General features: G+C 44.3%; 11 protein-coding genes and 1 tRNA gene. 5 read left to right on the top strand and 7 right to left on the bottom strand.

Features of this window, described 5'->3' with window-relative positions; all coding sequences use genetic code 11:
* Positions 1–35: 35 nt before the first annotated feature.
* Positions 36–3,890 carry a methionine synthase gene (gene metH, locus DR864_RS27485; protein WP_114069975.1) on the top strand — a complete coding sequence of 1,285 codons (3,855 nt, stop codon included), beginning with the start codon at positions 36–38 and terminating at the stop codon, positions 3,888–3,890.
* Between the two features lie 82 nt (positions 3,891–3,972).
* Here metH and DR864_RS27480 read toward each other — a convergent pair whose 3' ends face one another.
* Positions 3,973–4,473, bottom strand: a complete 501-nt coding sequence (locus tag DR864_RS27480) for a pyridoxamine 5'-phosphate oxidase family protein (protein ID WP_114069974.1) — start codon at positions 4,471–4,473, stop codon at positions 3,973–3,975.
* Between the two features lie 153 nt (positions 4,474–4,626).
* On the opposite strand from DR864_RS27480, the gene DR864_RS27475 reads away from it, so the two are divergent.
* Complete coding sequence (locus DR864_RS27475; protein ID WP_114069973.1) at positions 4,627–5,118, top strand: GNAT family N-acetyltransferase; 492 nt, start codon at positions 4,627–4,629, stop codon at positions 5,116–5,118.
* Between the two features lie 47 nt (positions 5,119–5,165).
* On the opposite strand, the gene DR864_RS27470 is transcribed toward DR864_RS27475, so the two are convergent.
* Complete coding sequence (locus DR864_RS27470) at positions 5,166–6,317, bottom strand: cysteine desulfurase family protein (RefSeq protein WP_114069972.1); 1,152 nt, start codon at positions 6,315–6,317, stop codon at positions 5,166–5,168.
* A gap of 113 nt (positions 6,318–6,430) precedes the next feature.
* Between DR864_RS27470 and DR864_RS27465 the strand changes: the two genes are divergently transcribed.
* From DR864_RS27465 to DR864_RS27455, 3 genes are all read left to right on the top strand, one after another.
* Positions 6,431–8,941, top strand: a complete 2,511-nt coding sequence (locus tag DR864_RS27465; RefSeq protein WP_114069971.1) for a hypothetical protein — start codon at positions 6,431–6,433, stop codon at positions 8,939–8,941.
* Positions 8,856–11,252 (top strand): hypothetical protein, encoded by a 2,397-nt coding sequence (locus DR864_RS27460; RefSeq protein WP_162794187.1) that lies wholly within the window; start codon positions 8,856–8,858, stop codon positions 11,250–11,252. Before DR864_RS27465 ends, DR864_RS27460 begins: the two co-directional genes overlap by 86 nt.
* A gap of 158 nt (positions 11,253–11,410) precedes the next feature.
* Positions 11,411–11,483, top strand: a tRNA-Phe gene (locus tag DR864_RS27455).
* Positions 11,484–11,724: 241 nt separating this feature from the next.
* Here the strand turns inward: DR864_RS27455 and DR864_RS30410 are convergent.
* The 5 genes from DR864_RS30410 to DR864_RS27430 form a co-directional block, all read right to left on the bottom strand.
* Entirely contained in the window at positions 11,725–11,859 is a 135-nt protein-coding gene (locus DR864_RS30410; protein ID WP_262510923.1) for a hypothetical protein, read from the bottom strand.
* A 325-nt stretch (positions 11,860–12,184) separates the two neighbouring features.
* Complete coding sequence (locus DR864_RS27445; protein ID WP_114069968.1) at positions 12,185–12,922, bottom strand: HNH endonuclease; 738 nt, start codon at positions 12,920–12,922, stop codon at positions 12,185–12,187.
* A gap of 43 nt (positions 12,923–12,965) precedes the next feature.
* Positions 12,966–14,156 (bottom strand): hypothetical protein, encoded by a 1,191-nt coding sequence (locus DR864_RS27440; protein WP_114069967.1) that lies wholly within the window; start codon positions 14,154–14,156, stop codon positions 12,966–12,968.
* Between the two features lie 136 nt (positions 14,157–14,292).
* Positions 14,293–15,204, bottom strand: coding sequence for a BRCT domain-containing protein (locus tag DR864_RS27435; protein WP_162794185.1), 912 nt, complete (start codon positions 15,202–15,204; stop codon positions 14,293–14,295).
* Positions 15,185–15,556: a hypothetical protein gene (locus tag DR864_RS27430; protein ID WP_114069965.1), complete on the bottom strand. Its 372-nt coding sequence runs from the start codon at positions 15,554–15,556 to the stop codon at positions 15,185–15,187. The genes DR864_RS27435 and DR864_RS27430 overlap by 20 nt, the downstream gene beginning before the upstream one ends.
* Positions 15,557–15,820 lie beyond the last annotated feature (264 nt).

The raw sequence follows: 15,820 nt of genomic DNA, 5'->3' as shown, positions 1-15,820 counted from the left end.
AACTGCTCTAAAAGAGCACACAATTTGGTAGCAACATGCAAAACCCCGACATTCAGGAAATTTTAAAATCTCGTATCCTTGTGCTCGATGGCGCAATGGGCTCGATGATTCAACGCTATAAATTGACCGACGAAGATTACCGCGGCGAACGCTTCAAAGATTTCCCGCACGAACTCAAAGGCAACAATGATTTATTGTCATTGACCCGCCCCGACGTGATTCAGGAAATCCACGAAGCCTACCTCGAAGCAGGTGCTGACATCATCGAAACCAATACCTTCAGCGGTACCACCATCGCCATGGCTGATTACCACATGGAAGACTTGGTGTACGAACTCAACTACGAATCGGCACGCTTGACGCGGGAGGCGTGTGACAAATACACCGCCCTCAATCCCGACAAACCCCGCTTTGTAGCAGGCTCCATCGGCCCCACCAACCGCACGGCGTCCCTTTCGCCCGATGTCAACGACCCAGGTTACCGCGCCGTAACGTTCGATGAGCTGGTCGATGCCTATTATGAACAGGTGCAGGCCCTCACCGATGGCGGTGCAGATGTGTTATTGGTAGAAACCATTTTTGACACACTCAACGCCAAAGCCGCGCTGTACGCCATTGATTTATATTTTGACGATGTCAAAAAAGAAACGGTGCGCCCCATCAGAGGTGCGTTCCAACCGCCGTCAGTCAATACGACAAAAACCCAGTTACCCATCATGGTTTCGGGCACCATTACCGATGCCTCAGGCCGTACCCTTTCGGGCCAAACCACCGAAGCATTCCTGACGTCGGTGTCGCACATGCCTTTGCTTTCCATCGGTTTAAACTGCGCTTTGGGAGCCGATTTGATGCGTCCTTACGTGCAAACCTTGGCCACGCAGGCACCATTTTACACGTCGGCGCACCCGAATGCGGGCTTACCCAACGAAATGGGCGAATACGACCAAACGCCTGAGCAAATGGCCGTTATCATTGATGACTTTCTGCAAAATCGGTTTATCAATATCATCGGCGGTTGCTGCGGAACCACCCCACCGCACATCAAAGCCATTGCCGATGTAGCCGCCAAATACGAACCACGCGACATTCCATTAGACGACCATATTCAAAAATTATCAGGGCTGGAGCCGCTCAAAATCACGAAAGAGACCAATTTCGTAAACATCGGCGAGCGCTGTAACGTGACGGGCTCAAAGAAATTTGCCCGCTTGGTGCGCGAAGGCAATTACGACGCGGCCATCGCCGTAGCCCGCGAGCAGGTAGATACGGGTGCGCAAGTACTCGACATCAACATGGACGAAGGGATGATTGACGGAGTACAGGCCATGACCAAATTCTGTAACCTGCTCATGGCCGAGCCCGATATTGCCCGCGTACCGTTCATGGTCGATTCGTCAAAATGGGAAGTGATCGAAGCGGGGTTGAAATGTTTGCAGGGAAAAGCCATTGTCAACTCCATCTCGCTCAAAGAAGGCGAAGAAAAATTCATTCAACAGGCAGAAAAAGTACGTCGCTACGGGGCTTCCGTGGTGGTGATGGCGTTTGATGAAATAGGTCAGGCCGATAACTATGAACGCCGCCTCGAAATTTGCGAACGGGCTTATTGGATTTTGGTCAACAAAGTAGGTTTTCCTCCACAGGACATCATTTTTGACCCCAACATTCTGACCGTCGGGACGGGGATGGAAGAACATAACAACTACGCGGTAGACTTCATCAACGCCACCCGCTGGATCAAAGAACACCTGCCGTACGCAAAAGTCAGCGGCGGGGTTTCCAACGTATCGTTTTCTTTCAGAGGCAATGAGCCCGTGCGCGAAGCCATTCACACCGTATTTTTGTACCACGCCATCAAAGCAGGTATGGATATGGGCATCGTGAATGCGGGACAGTTGGGCGTTTATGACGACCTACCCAAAGACATGCTCGAACACTGCGAAGACCTCATTCTGAACCGTCGCCCCGACGCGACCGAACGAATGCTGGCCTTTGCCGAAACCGTTAAATCCAAAGGCAAAGAACAGGTCATTGATACGGCATGGCGCGACCAACCCGTGGCAAAACGCCTCGAACACGCGCTCATCAAAGGATTGACCGAGTACATTGACCAAGACGTTGAAGAAGCCCGTCAAACGGTAGACAAGCCACTGCACGTAATCGAAGGGCCGCTCATGGACGGCATGAACGTGGTGGGTGATTTGTTTGGCGAAGGAAAAATGTTTTTACCCCAAGTGGTAAAATCGGCGCGGGTAATGAAAAAGGCCGTAGCCTATTTGCTGCCTTTCATTGAAGAAGAAAAACTCGCTTTCCCGTCAGCAACGGAGTCAGGAGTTTCCAAAATTTTATTGGCAACGGTCAAAGGCGACGTTCACGACATTGGTAAAAACATCGTGGGTGTAGTTTTGGGTTGTAACAACTACGAAATCATAGACCTTGGTGTGATGGTACCAACCGATAAGATTTTGGCCGCTGCCAAAGAACACAACGTAGACATCATCGGGCTTTCGGGCTTGATTACGCCTTCGCTCGACGAGATGGTGGGCGTCGCCAAAGAAATGGAACGTCAGGGCTTTAAAGTGCCGTTGCTGATTGGCGGTGCCACTACTTCGCGCATTCACACAGCCGTGAAGATTGACCCGCATTACAGCGGTCCCGTGATTCACGTATTGGATGCAAGCCGTGCAGTGCCCGTAGCAGGTAAATTGACCCAAAACGAGCAAACGTACGCCGAAGCGCTGGCCGACATCAAAAAAGAATACGCCAAACTGCGCGAAGACCACGCGAAGCGGCAGCAGGCCAAAGAAGCCGTGACGATTGAAGCTGCGCGGGCCAATAAAACCAAAATCGACTGGGAAGCTTTTACGCCTACCAAGCCCAAATTTTTGGGCAACAAATATTTCTATGATTATCCACTCGAAGACATTGCCAAATACATCGACTGGACACCTTTCTTCCAAACCTGGCAGTTGCACGGCAAATACCCCAAAATATTTGACGATGCTGTCGTAGGAAACGAAGCTAAGAAACTATACAACGACGCCAAGGCAATGTTGGCCGACATCATCAAGAATAAATCCTTGAAAGCCAACGCTGTTATCGGTTTTTATCCTGCCAATTCCATCGGTGACGACATCTTATTGCATGATTTTGAGGAAGTAGAAGTAAGTTTTGCAGGACAAGGCCAACAGAAACGCACCGAATACCGAGTTGTTCCCACAGAAACGCAGAATGTTCGGTTCGCCGACGCGCAGTCCGCCGAAGCGGAATCTCTGCAACAAACCGTACTGCACCACCTCCGTCAGCAAAACCAAAAGGCAGCTAATCTTCCTAATTTATGCCTTTCGGATTATATCATGCCCTCAACCACCCACAAAACCGACTACATTGGCGCCTTCGCCGTCACGGCGGGCATTGGCATTGAAGCGTTGTTGGACAAATACGAAGCCGACCACGACGACTATAACAGCATCATGCTCAAAGCCGTAGCCGACCGTTTGGCAGAAGCTTTCACCGAATTGATGCACGAGCGTGTTCGCAAAGAATATTGGGGCTATGTGAAAGACGAGACGCTTTCCAACGAAGAATTAATCTCAGAAAAATACCAGGGAATTCGCCCCGCACCAGGCTATCCTGCCTGCCCCGAGCACACCGAAAAACGTGCACTGTTTGATTTGCTCGATGCCGAAGCACAGGTGGGCATTCAACTCACCGAAAGCTACGCCATGTACCCCGCCAGCTCGGTCAGCGGATGGTATTTTGCACATCCTGACGCTCGGTATTTTGCACTCGGTAAAATTGCCAAAGACCAAGTACAAGATTACGCCACCCGCAAAGGCATGTCGCTCGAAGAGGCCGAAAAATGGCTTTCTCCAGTACTGAACTATGATTAATCACCTTTGATACAACACGTTAAACAAATACCGCACGAGGCTAGCCTCGTGCGGTATTTGTTTAAAATCGTCCCACTTGAGCTTATAAGTTGATTTTTCCGTATTCACCTTCATTGTATTCTTTCCCCGTCACAAGGGCTTTGGCCATATTGAACAAAACCACCATTTTACTGGAGGAGCTATCCCAATATTCCGCTGAATGCGTATCAATTTTTATTAACAATAATTCAGGATCGTCTTTTCCTTCGGGAAACCATACTTTAATGAGTGGGTTCCAAAGTTTTTCTATTTTTTTGGGGTCATGTATGAGCTGCGCCGTTCCCATGACGCTTACGTAGGTATTATCATCAGGGGCTGAATAACAGATACATACATCTGGATTATCCTCAATTTCTTCCGTTTTCGGCGACGACTCACGCGTGAAAAACCAAATATTTCCCTCATCGTCCACTTCAGTTGTACCCATCGGGCGACTATGAATGTGGCCATCGGCGCTGTGCGTACAAAGCATTGCGACCCGAATGTCTTTCACCATTTCTTTGAATTCACCCTTAGTCTTGACAGTCCCTTTTGAATTTTCCATGACTTAGCTGTTTAAATAATTGAACACTTTATTCTTACCTGTAAAAGAAATGTGCCATTACTTTTGACGCTGTTCATTTCCAAAAAACGGCTAAATTTGGGCAAACCTTTCCACTCAAAATGAGAAAAGTTGATACTACATACCATTTCTATCATGCTGATCAGAAAGGCGCAATCAAAGGATTTACGGGCTATTTTGGACATTATGAATGAGGCCATCCTCAACACCACGTCAATGTATGCCTATGAAGTACACACCGAAGCAACCATTCGGCAGTGGCTTATCAAAAAACAATCAGATAAGATGCCCGTTTTTGTGTGCGAAATGAACACGAACGTAGTGGCGTACAGTTCTTTCGATACATTCAGAACTTGCGATGCTTACAAATTCAGCGTTGAGAATTCCATTTATGTCCACAAAGATTTTCAAGGAAGAGGCATTGGAACACAACTGCTGACTACCCTGATTGAGCGCGCTAAAAAGGACGGTTATCACACCATAATTGCGGGTATTGATGCCTCCAACGCAGGGAGTTATCATTTTCACCAACAACTTGGATTCCATGAAGTAGGAAGAATCCGAGACGTAGGGTACAAATTTGGCAAATGGCTTGAGCTGGTATTTATGCAACTAATGTTAGAATAAACTAGACTCGGAAAGTATTAGAAACTTTCCAAGTCTCCAAGATAAGTTCAAACCGCACTTCCTACCCGCATCCGCTCTACTACTTCTACTACGTGTTGTAACGCAAAATCAATTTCTTCTTCGGTGCTGAAACGGCCTAGGCTAAAGCGCAAAGAAGCGTAGGCTTGGTTGTCGGTGAGGCCGAGAATTTTCAACACATACGAAGGCAATACCGAAGCGGATGTACACGCAGAACCCGTCGAAACGGCAATGTCTTTCAGACTCAGCAACAGGTTTTCGCCGTCAACGTATTCAAAACAAATATTGGTCAAATGCGCCAAACGCTGCGGCGTATTTCCGTTGACAAACGTATGAGAAATATTCGCTAAAATCCCTTTTTCTAAGCGGTCTCGCAGCAAACCAAGGCGTTGGGTTTCGGCGCTCATTTCCTTTTGTGCAAGTTCACAGGCCTTACCCAAACCCACAATGCCAGGCACATTGAGCGTACCCGAACGGCGACCGCGCTCGTGTCCTCCCCCATCCATTTGGGCCGTAATTTCAACGCCCTGTCGCACCACCAACGCGCCAATGCCTTTGGGTCCGTACAGTTTATGCGCCGACAAACTCAGCAAATCAATGCCTTCTTCGACCATATCAATCGGCAGTTTTCCCACCGCCTGCGTGGCATCAGTATGAAACAACGCCCCTCCCGCGTGGGCTACCGCTGCAATCTCCCGAATGGGTTGAATGACACCGATTTCGTTGTTGGCGTACATCACTGACACCAAAATCGTATCGGGCCGCAAGGCATCGGTCACTTGCTTTGGAGTGATGAGTCCGTTAGCATCAGGCATCAAATAGGTCACTTCACCGCCCAATTGCTCAATATGATGGCAAGTATCCAACACGGCTTTATGCTCCGTAGCAAGCGTGATAATATGCGTTCCTTTGTACGAATATTTTTCAAATACTCCCTTGATGGCCAGATTATTAGCCTCTGTAGCTCCACTCGTAAACACCACTTCTTTTAGATTGGCACGTAGAAGTTTGGCCACTTGTTTTCGGGCCGTCGCCACGGCTTCTTCGGCAGTCCAGCCGTAGAGATGCGTGCGGCTGGCGGCATTTCCAAAGTGCTCGGTAAACCACGGCAACATCGCCTCCAACACCCGTGGGTCAACGGGCGTAGTAGCATTGTAATCCAAATAAACGGGCAAACGCATTGACATTTCGTTATTTTTTTACGAAAATAACGACAAACACCTAAAAATCAAAAGACCCACCACAGGCGTTAAATTTACGATTGGCTGTTTATCTTTGTTGGCACCCCCAAACCATGAAAACCATCGCCCTTATTCTGCTGTATTTATCGCTACCCCTGTTCATTTTTTGGTGGGGATGGTTTGAGTGGTGGGTAGCCCTTCCCCCCACGCTAGCGTTGGGTTATTTTCTCTTTACTTTTTATAAGTCTTCAGAAATCTCCTTTCGTTTGACGTTCGAATCAAAAGAAATTACCCCGCTTTTTGCCTGCCTGCTTCTTGCCCTTTTCTGGACATATTCTGCGGGGGTAGGCGGTTTTCGTCCGCAGCATTTTGACTATTATAAACACAACCTAATTTTCAATAATCTGGTCCGCTACGACTGGCCCGTGCGCTACGTAGATGGCTCATATTTATGCTATTATCACGCCTACTATTTACCTCCCGCCTTACTTGCGCGTTGGGTAGGCGGAATGTCGTATGTTCATTACTTTATTTTTGGTTGGACTTGGCTCGGACTTGGGTTACTTTTTATGCTTTTGTATCGGCTCAACGGCTGGAAATTGGTGTTTTTATTTTTGTTTTTCAACAGCCCAGAAGCGATTTTACTCATTTACGACGCCTTCAAATCGTCTAATTTTCTGCACTTTCTAAATGATTTTTGGCATAATGACCACACCATCGAACTCATAAAATCTCCTGGTGGGTTGCTGTTCCACAGTCACGTTGATACATTCGTTGCCACACCCCAACACGCCCTTCCTGCGTGGCTTTCCACCGCTGTACTATTAACGTTCTGGAAAAAACAATCAAAAGCACCGCTTACATTTCTTCCTTTTGCCCTAGTTGTATTTCTACTTTATTGGTCACCTTTGGCTGCCGTCGGCTTTTTGGGGTTGGTATTTTACTTTACTTTGGTCAAAAAAACGCTCTTTCTTTCTTCATTCTCCAATATTTTTCGTCTTTCATTTTTCGTTGCTCTTCTTTCCTACCCTGCCCTGATTTTTTATGCAGGACACATTCCTCTGAATGAGGTTAATGGATGGTGGTGGAGTTTTTTAAACACACCGAAAGACACTGTTTTTTTAGTTGTTTTTATTGTGCTGGAAATTGGAGTCTGGGCCACAATGATTGGTATGGGATGTAAGAACCAAACGATTTCCAAACGAGATTTCGGTCTGTTGCTATGCTCCCTACTCATTTTATTGGGCCTAACCCTTTATCGTTACGGACACTTCAACGATTTGGCTCGACGCGCGAGTTTACCCGCATTAATGGTCATTTGTTGGGGCATCAGTACCCTTGCTTTCAAAAAGCCATGGATGATTGTTACGCTTGTGCTTTGTGCAGTATTACCGCTAAAACAACACCTCCGCTGGTTTAGCTCCCAACCTTATTCTGGCATTGCTGACAAAAAAATCAAGGATTTTACACCTTATTCCATTCATTACCTGAGCAAATATCACCCCGACTCATTTGACGTAACGGCCCAGTATTTGGGCAAAGTCGATGCATCGTATTTGCGCTATTTTGCGCCCAATGTTCCGCCAAAGCCCAAAGTGGTAACACGGGCTTTTTATTACTGGAAATCCACCTTTCAACTCACCGATTACGAAAAAAAGGCATTGCGTCGATATGACATCCAACGATTATACGTGAAGTTTTTTGACGTGGATTGGGATGTTTCTACGCGTCAGGCCGTACCTAAAGCCGCAATTCGTTTTATTGATAATCCACCATTGGAGGTAATTCCTACGGTATTTATTACCAATCGTACCCTTGAGAAACTTTCTTGGGGTGGCGTGGATGAATTGTCGAAAAAAATCGCTGAGAAAATCCAGAACCTCACCCCTCTCCCTTTCCTTAAACAAGGAGAGAGTAAACAGCCAATTTCCTCACGAGATGAAATACAAATTGACTGTGATTGGTCATTAGCGACACGGGCTAAATATTTTCGATTATTGACCCAATTGAAGAAAAACCTGCCCGCAGGCACACGGCTTTCAGCCACCATTCGACTGCACCAAATCAAGTTTTACCGCACAACCGGCGTGCCGCCCGTAGAGCGCGGGATGCTGATGTACTACAACATGGATGATTGGAAAAATCCCAAGACCGAAAATTCTATTCTAGACCTGAAAGTGGCAGGGCGCTACGCCGACTACGTATCTGCTTATCCGTTACCACTAGACTTGGTATTGCCCGTATTTGGTTGGGCGGTGGTGTACCGCAATGGCCGATTTCTACGATTCGCAAATCACCTCACACATAGACAGTTACAAAACAGCTCATTCTTTAAAAAATCCACCTTACCCAATGCCTATACCGTACTGCAAAACGGTACTATTTTCGGTATTCCTGTGCGGCGCGGCGACCTATTTCGGGTGGAGGAAAGCACCCTTGAAAACCTAAAAATAAGTACCCAAACATTAGCGCAGGAAATTCAAAATAGGAAGGTTACATTTGCGTTATATCACCTAGATTCCCTAAATCTTACGTATTATGCCGTTCCGACTACCCGCGTTTTCCTCCCGCAAGGGAAAGGGGTTCAAGACCCAATTCAGCAACTATTTCAAACCTTCCGCTAAAACCATCGCTATTCTTTTGTTGTTGGCCTGCGCGGGTGGCCCTGCTGATTTAAACGAATTTACGAGTTATTTTCTTCCCGAAAGCGCTAACACTCAGCCTAGCGACGGGCGGTATCATTACACCCAACAATTTCTGTATCTCGACGAGTACAGCGATTCGCTTCGCTTGGCTGAAAACACCAACGCCGAAGCCTGGGCCAAATACGCTGGCGTTTCCAATGACATTGCATACAATTATTTTTACGCAGAAAGCGCCAACAACACCCTCCCCAATCGACTCATGCTAAAGGGCAACAAAGCCGCCATCGCGTATCTGCAATTCGCCAAAACCGTTGATAAAGCCTATCAGCCCGCTACCTATGCGTGGGAGGAAGGGCGGAAGGATTCGTTGGTGTTGGTGGAATCGTACGAAAAAGCCAAGCAAAGCGCGCGGGTTGCCACTGATGGATTTTTGAAGGAACGGTACGGATTTCAGGCCGTAAAACTAGCGATGATGCTCGACCAACCCGACGCTTGCGTCAAACTGTACGATGAACTCATCAAGCCTCTCAAAACAAAATCGTTCATCAGCGACTGGGCCTACGCCCGGCACGCAGGAGCAAGCATGGCCATGGGAGATACTGCCAAGGCCATTTACGAATTCGCCCAAGTATTTGAGCGTTGCCCCTCTCGTCGCCGCGAAGCCGATTTGAGTCTGCGCATGAAAGGGGTGATGTTTCAAGAGAAAGCATTGACTTATTGCCAAAACGACGCCGAAAAAGCCGCCGTATACGCGCTGTGTGCCATCCAACCGTTTCAAGATGGTTTACCCTTTCTGAAAAAAATGGTGGAACTCAACCCCAAAAATAGCCTTATTGAGCTAATTGCCGCGCGCGAAATCAACAAAACCGAATATTATTCATTGGGCGAAATTCCGTACACCGAAGATACGCTGGCCTTTGAAGCCCACCGCAAAGAATCGCCTTCTTACTTTGAGCAATTGCAATCATTTACGGCGGAAAGTGCCGAGAACAAAACCCTCAATAATGCTGCATTTTGGTACACCGCAGCCTCCTATCTGGCGTATGTAAACAAAGACTACAATAAGGCGAGCGATTTCCTAACCAAAGCGCAGGCACAACCCACTCAAAACAGCTACTTAAAGCAGCAAATGGCCCTACAGCAGATGCTACTCTTGATTGCCAAACAAGAAACCATCACGCCCGAATTTGAAACGCAGGCCATCGGTATGCTAGAGACTTTCAGTGGCTCGGACAATTTCCGTCTGGTCAACGCCTACACGCGCGCCTGCGGGCTTCTGGCTAAAATGTACCGAGGCCAACCCCTTGATGACAAAAAATCGGGTGGGTTTCTGTCGAGTTGCGGCAAAAAATCCGAGGAGGTTCCCGCCACGCATTTGGCCAAAGCATTTTTGTTTGAAGCCGCCGCAAGTTGGCAGTCACGTCCCCAAAATCAGGATTACTCCCCCATTTTTGCGACCAATAAAGACCGCTACGCCATTGAAGACAGCACTTCGACGGAGACCATTGAGCAAGTAATCAAATATTTACAGGTCCCAACTCCAACTGACTTTGATAAGCGTTTGATGAAACTGTCGGGCGTGGATGCGGATTATTTGTACGTAGTACTGGGCCGCAAATACCTCCTCCAACACCAATACGCCAAAGCTGCCGAGGCGTTTGGCAAGGTAACCCCCACCCAATGGACCGCCGAAACCTCGGTTTTTCCGACTTACTTCGACGAGAACCCCTTTCATTTGACTCCTGACAACGGCGAAAGCAAAAAACATACGTTTACCCCCGCTACGTTTGCCAAACGCATGACGGAGCTAGAAAGCCAAATGAGCAAAGGTGACGCCAAAGCGGCTTATCTGCTGGGTTGCGGTGCCTACAACATTGGGTATTGGGGCAACAGTTGGATCCTTTCGCAACGACAACGGAGCAGCGCCGAATACCAATACATGTACCCACCCCGCGACTTGTCGGGCGAGGACTACTACGTGATGAACAAAGCCCGCACGTATTTCGAAAAAGCAATGCAAACCAAAGATGCTGAATTGGCCGCCAAAGCTGCTTTTGGGGCCGCCCTATGCGAACAAAGCGCCTTCTTTATCTACCAAGCCAACGAAGGGCGTGATTTGGGCTACGGAGAAGACGAACAAACCGCTTTTCAAAAACGCATGAGTGCCGAAGAGAAAAAGCGCCTTGGGAAGTACTTTGCCCTACTGCGCAGCAAATACGCCGCCACGCAATACACCAAAGAAGTATTGGAAGAATGCAGCCAATACCGTGATTTTGTGGGCGGAGAATAAAAAAAATATTATCCTTAACAACTGAAAAACAGTACAGTTACCTTTATAAAGGCACTTTTTGAGAAAAATAAAGCGTATTTTTTTACAAAAAAAGTTGCGTTATATAATTCACTTCCCTACCTTTGCAGTCCCAAATCAATAGGGAAAGCGACTGAAACGGTGATGTAGCTCAGTCGGTAGAGCAAAGGACTGAAAATCCTTGTGTCGGCGGTTCGATTCCGTCCATCACCACAAAACCCCTCAAAACCCGCTTTTTAGCGGGTTTTGGCGTTTTTGATAGTGAAATTGATAGTATTTTGGAGTTCGGTAAATCAAAATATCCCTATATTTTGGCTGAACTTTTCCCACGAAAACCAAAGCCAAAAGCCCGATACTATATAAAGTTTTCGGCATGGGACGAACAACTTAACCAACTTCGGGAAAAGATTGTATGGTTCCCCTCAAAACTCAATTCTGACAAAGAAAGACGGGCTTATGCGGCTACTAAGATAGCCAAAATAAACAAGGCGCTCCTTGAAGGGAAATGCTTTGATTTTAATGACCCTACCCCGGTAGCAAAAACACTCATTGAACCAAAACCAAAAAGCCTTTTTAAAATAGCTGCCATTGTTGACCAACTGGAAACAAAGAAGGTTGAAGTGAGAAATAAAAGCGAAGGGACTTACAAAGTTGTGTTCAGTAAGTTGAAAAAGTTTGTCAAAAGTACTAGGAATGGAATTTAAAGGGATCAAATTCAAAATCCGTCACTTACAAAAAGCAAACCCGTTAACTATCTGACAGTTAACGGGTTTACTTATGCTTTTTGTGATCCCGCTGGTTTCCAAACCAACAATCTCTATACCCTTAATAAATAGACACTTATCTAACTTTTAATATTATTCACTGAAACACTACTGAAACAAATTAAAATTTAGCTCTAAGTTCACAAACACTCATTTCAAAATCAATTTAGCCTGTAGTTCTTCGATAGTTAAGGCCGTTCCTCTTCTGCGATGGATCATTCTATGACAATTTGCGCAAACAACCACTAAATCTTTTCCAGGATCTGTTAGCTTTTTTTCCACTTTACTTTCAGAAATAGGCTTCAGGTGATGCACCTCTGCCCAATGTTTCCCCCAAACGCCATATACTTTCTCAAAATTGAATCCACATACCTTACAATCATAACCATGAATTTTTAAGGCAGCATTTCTTAGAGTAGGATTGCGTTCCACTTTGCGCGAGATGTAAACTTTGGTCCCTCCTTCGGTTCTGGCTGTAGTATCCGGCTTTTCAGCCTCCTGCTCTGCTATCAAGTTCTCAAAAACCTCCTCTCGCTCCTTAACATCAGTATTGGCGTACTGCTTTATCCGCTCCCATATTTGTTCCTCATTCAGCCTGTTGAACTTAGTAAATACCTCCGAGCTTATACCCTTTAACTTCTGCGGATTACCCTCCTCATCTTTCCACCCTTCTCTCTCAGTATCCACAAAATGACTATCAAATGTATCACGGGAGTTTTTCAAGCTATGCTCAAATGTCAAAATGTCTCTGCCATCACTTAATTGCTCATAGAACATTCGATAAGCATCTTTCCAGGAATCTGTTTGAAGTAACTTTGGTGGGCCTGCTTTTCCATACTTTGACAGAAAAAAAGCCACCTCAATAAATTTATTATTACGTTTTGTCATTATTGAATACCTTCTAAGGATTAAATTCAGTATTATTTTTCAACTAGAAAAGCGAATACGTGATATCCTCTAAATCGGTATCTTCAATGATACTGCTATCTCCTTCTTCCATAATTGCAAAGCGGTTTTCATCATTGCTGAGTTCAATTGTATAGAGTGCTGGTGGGGTAGGAATTTCAGCTTTTTCAAAATTAGTGATCTGTTCAATCCATCTAAAGTATTGAGATAATGACTTAAAAATATCTCTAAATATAGCAAGCACAGATTCGCTGGGGCTGTATTTTATTTGAGGCTCAAATGCCCTTGAGTTAGGATCATATTCCTCTGATAGGGAGTCAGAATCTTTTATTGAATTAATTCGACTGCTGAACTCTTTATATTCCCTAAAGTAGAATCTTATGGAGTCAAAAGAAACAGAGAAATTTAAGCCAATATATAATATATGCCTAATCATCGCATCCATTATATGTAATTTTGAAATCGGGAATTCACTCATTTGTACTGATTGCAATGAATGGAGAGCGCGATACATTCTAATTGCAAAAATTTCACCTAACTGTTTTCCAGGATTTTTTATTTCACCAAGCAGTAAGAGAAGTAAATTTATTTCATTTCTTGAATAATCGTTGTAACAAGTCCTAAATTTATGAGGATTACCATCAGCTATTGAAATTCCTTTTATTAATGCTTTAGAGTCAATATCTGAAATTGAGATAAAACTCGTTTTAACAATAAGATTTCCAATATTTTCTACAAGTTGCTCTTCAGTTACAATTCTTGGAAAGACATACACTACCGCATCTTTATTTCCAGCCTTACTTGCCAAATCCTGTAGTAAACGGTGTTGATTTCTTTTGTTATTGCTATTAATATCGAACTCAATATGAACATTTGGTGCTGTTGGATCACCATAAAAAATACTCTCAGAATTTGAATTAAATGGGTGCTCTATCCCAGCCTTAAATTGCATAAAAAGAAGACGAGGCTTACCTCCTTGAAATTGAATTGGAGGAGATTTGATACAAACATCATATCCTCCCCCTGTTCTTCCTTCAAGATTTATATGCAATCCCGTCGCATAAGATTTAGGACTAGGAATTAAAGGAAAACGCCAGTTCGGGCGCCAGTATCGTTTGAGTGAGATAGGTTGTAAGAACCACCAAAAACTATCAGCCAATGAAAGTAATTCGTGAGTAATATTTAGCTCCAGTGTTTTTTCTATCTTACTATTCATTTATTATAAAATTAGAATTATCTGACGCTTATTCTATCAATATTTGCTATTTTTTAGTTATAAATTTCAGCTGACATGCCTTTGCTACATTTAACATATACCTCGATGCAGAGATACGCTGATTATAGGGCAGTAATTACGAATTACCCTTAAAGCTTTCAATTACCATGTACAAATCTTCTTCGTAAATAACTTCGACGTTTTTTCCTTTACGCTGCAATTCTTTTACCTTCTCTATTTTACGCCCATAGCTTGCAAAGGCCCAGCATGCATTCTTTTGGTCACAAACAACTAAATAATGTAGTTTGGCGGAAACGGAATCCTGTACAAAACCGCCGTACAATTCTATCATTTCCGCTATCTCCCTTCGGGTGTATTTTGGAGAGTTTCCTGTAATACAAAAAGTGCTTTCTGGTAACTTTATAAGAACTGCATTGGAGGCATCCATTGCTGTCAATACATCCCTATTGGATGGGGTCGCACTTTCCATAATAGACGTACTTTTTATTATCTCTTGAAGCTTTTGTCGATAATCGTTTGTCAGATCTCTATCCTCAATTATGTTATGGACGATTTCCAATACGCTATCATAGGGCCATGTATTTCTCAAGAATTCATTGCTATCTGCATAATCTTTCAAAAACTGAATTTCAGAATCATTAATGTCTCCATCAGCTTCAATCCCAGAAAGAATTCCTGATAGTTGTTGTATTCCACTTGTTATTAGATTATAATATGGGTTAGACGTATTGAGAAATTGCTCACAGAGCCATTCTAAATCATCTATCTCTTCCTTGTCAATTATTCCGTCTTCCGTAATTCTTTCAATACATTGGCATATATCCTTATAAGGCGACCTGCCGTGATATGCTCCAACTTCATATGCCCACTTCTTTAGATATTCAGTCTCTGAATCATTGATAGCACCATCTGCCTTAATCCCCTGAATTAAGCCGTATAAGTTATTTAAGTCTTTCTCAACTATAGCCGGACTACAAAAATTCATGTAGGATTTGCTATCAAATTTGTCAAATTTTGCTGTGTTCATTTTCAATAATGAAGTTTTTCTCGTCAATATTTTGGACATCAAAAATTCTCCCTAATACAATATCTTTTGATTTTGGTGAAGTTTTAGGATAATAAAACTCCATATCAATCTGAAATTTTGAAGGATCATCAACTCTCTGGGTTCTTATATAATTAACCCCTTTACTGAACATTATTTCTAATGTTGGATTTTCAACTCCTTTTTTTCTAAGGTCTTCTCTAATTCGTTGCTCTTCCTTTTTTGCAACCTCTTCCCATGACATTCCCGTAGGAGATAATTTCCCTACCTCAAAAGCACAACAAGGCCCATAGACCTGTATTGCCTTTTTTTGATTTTTTAGCTGACTATCCATATAAATATTTAATAGGCCATTGCAAATACTCTTTCCACATTGTACAAAGCACAATGTTAGAAAAAACTCATGTCATTTATAGGAAGAAAAAGTAAAAAGTTATCAAGCGGTAGTTGCCACTGATAATCAGATATTTACAAATAAATTTCCATATACCACAGCTGTATGTAGTAACCTCATAAGGTTACCTAAACACGCTCCTTGTGTCTCAATCTAAATGCCCTACATGTTGAAGATTATCAAAATATACCGATTAGGTAATAG

It is taken from the genome of Runella rosea, assembly GCF_003325355.1.
In the GTDB taxonomy this organism is placed as follows: domain Bacteria; phylum Bacteroidota; class Bacteroidia; order Cytophagales; family Spirosomataceae; genus Runella; species Runella rosea.
Note: the sequence above shows the minus strand (reverse complement) of the source record. Positions and strands in the feature narration are given on the sequence as shown.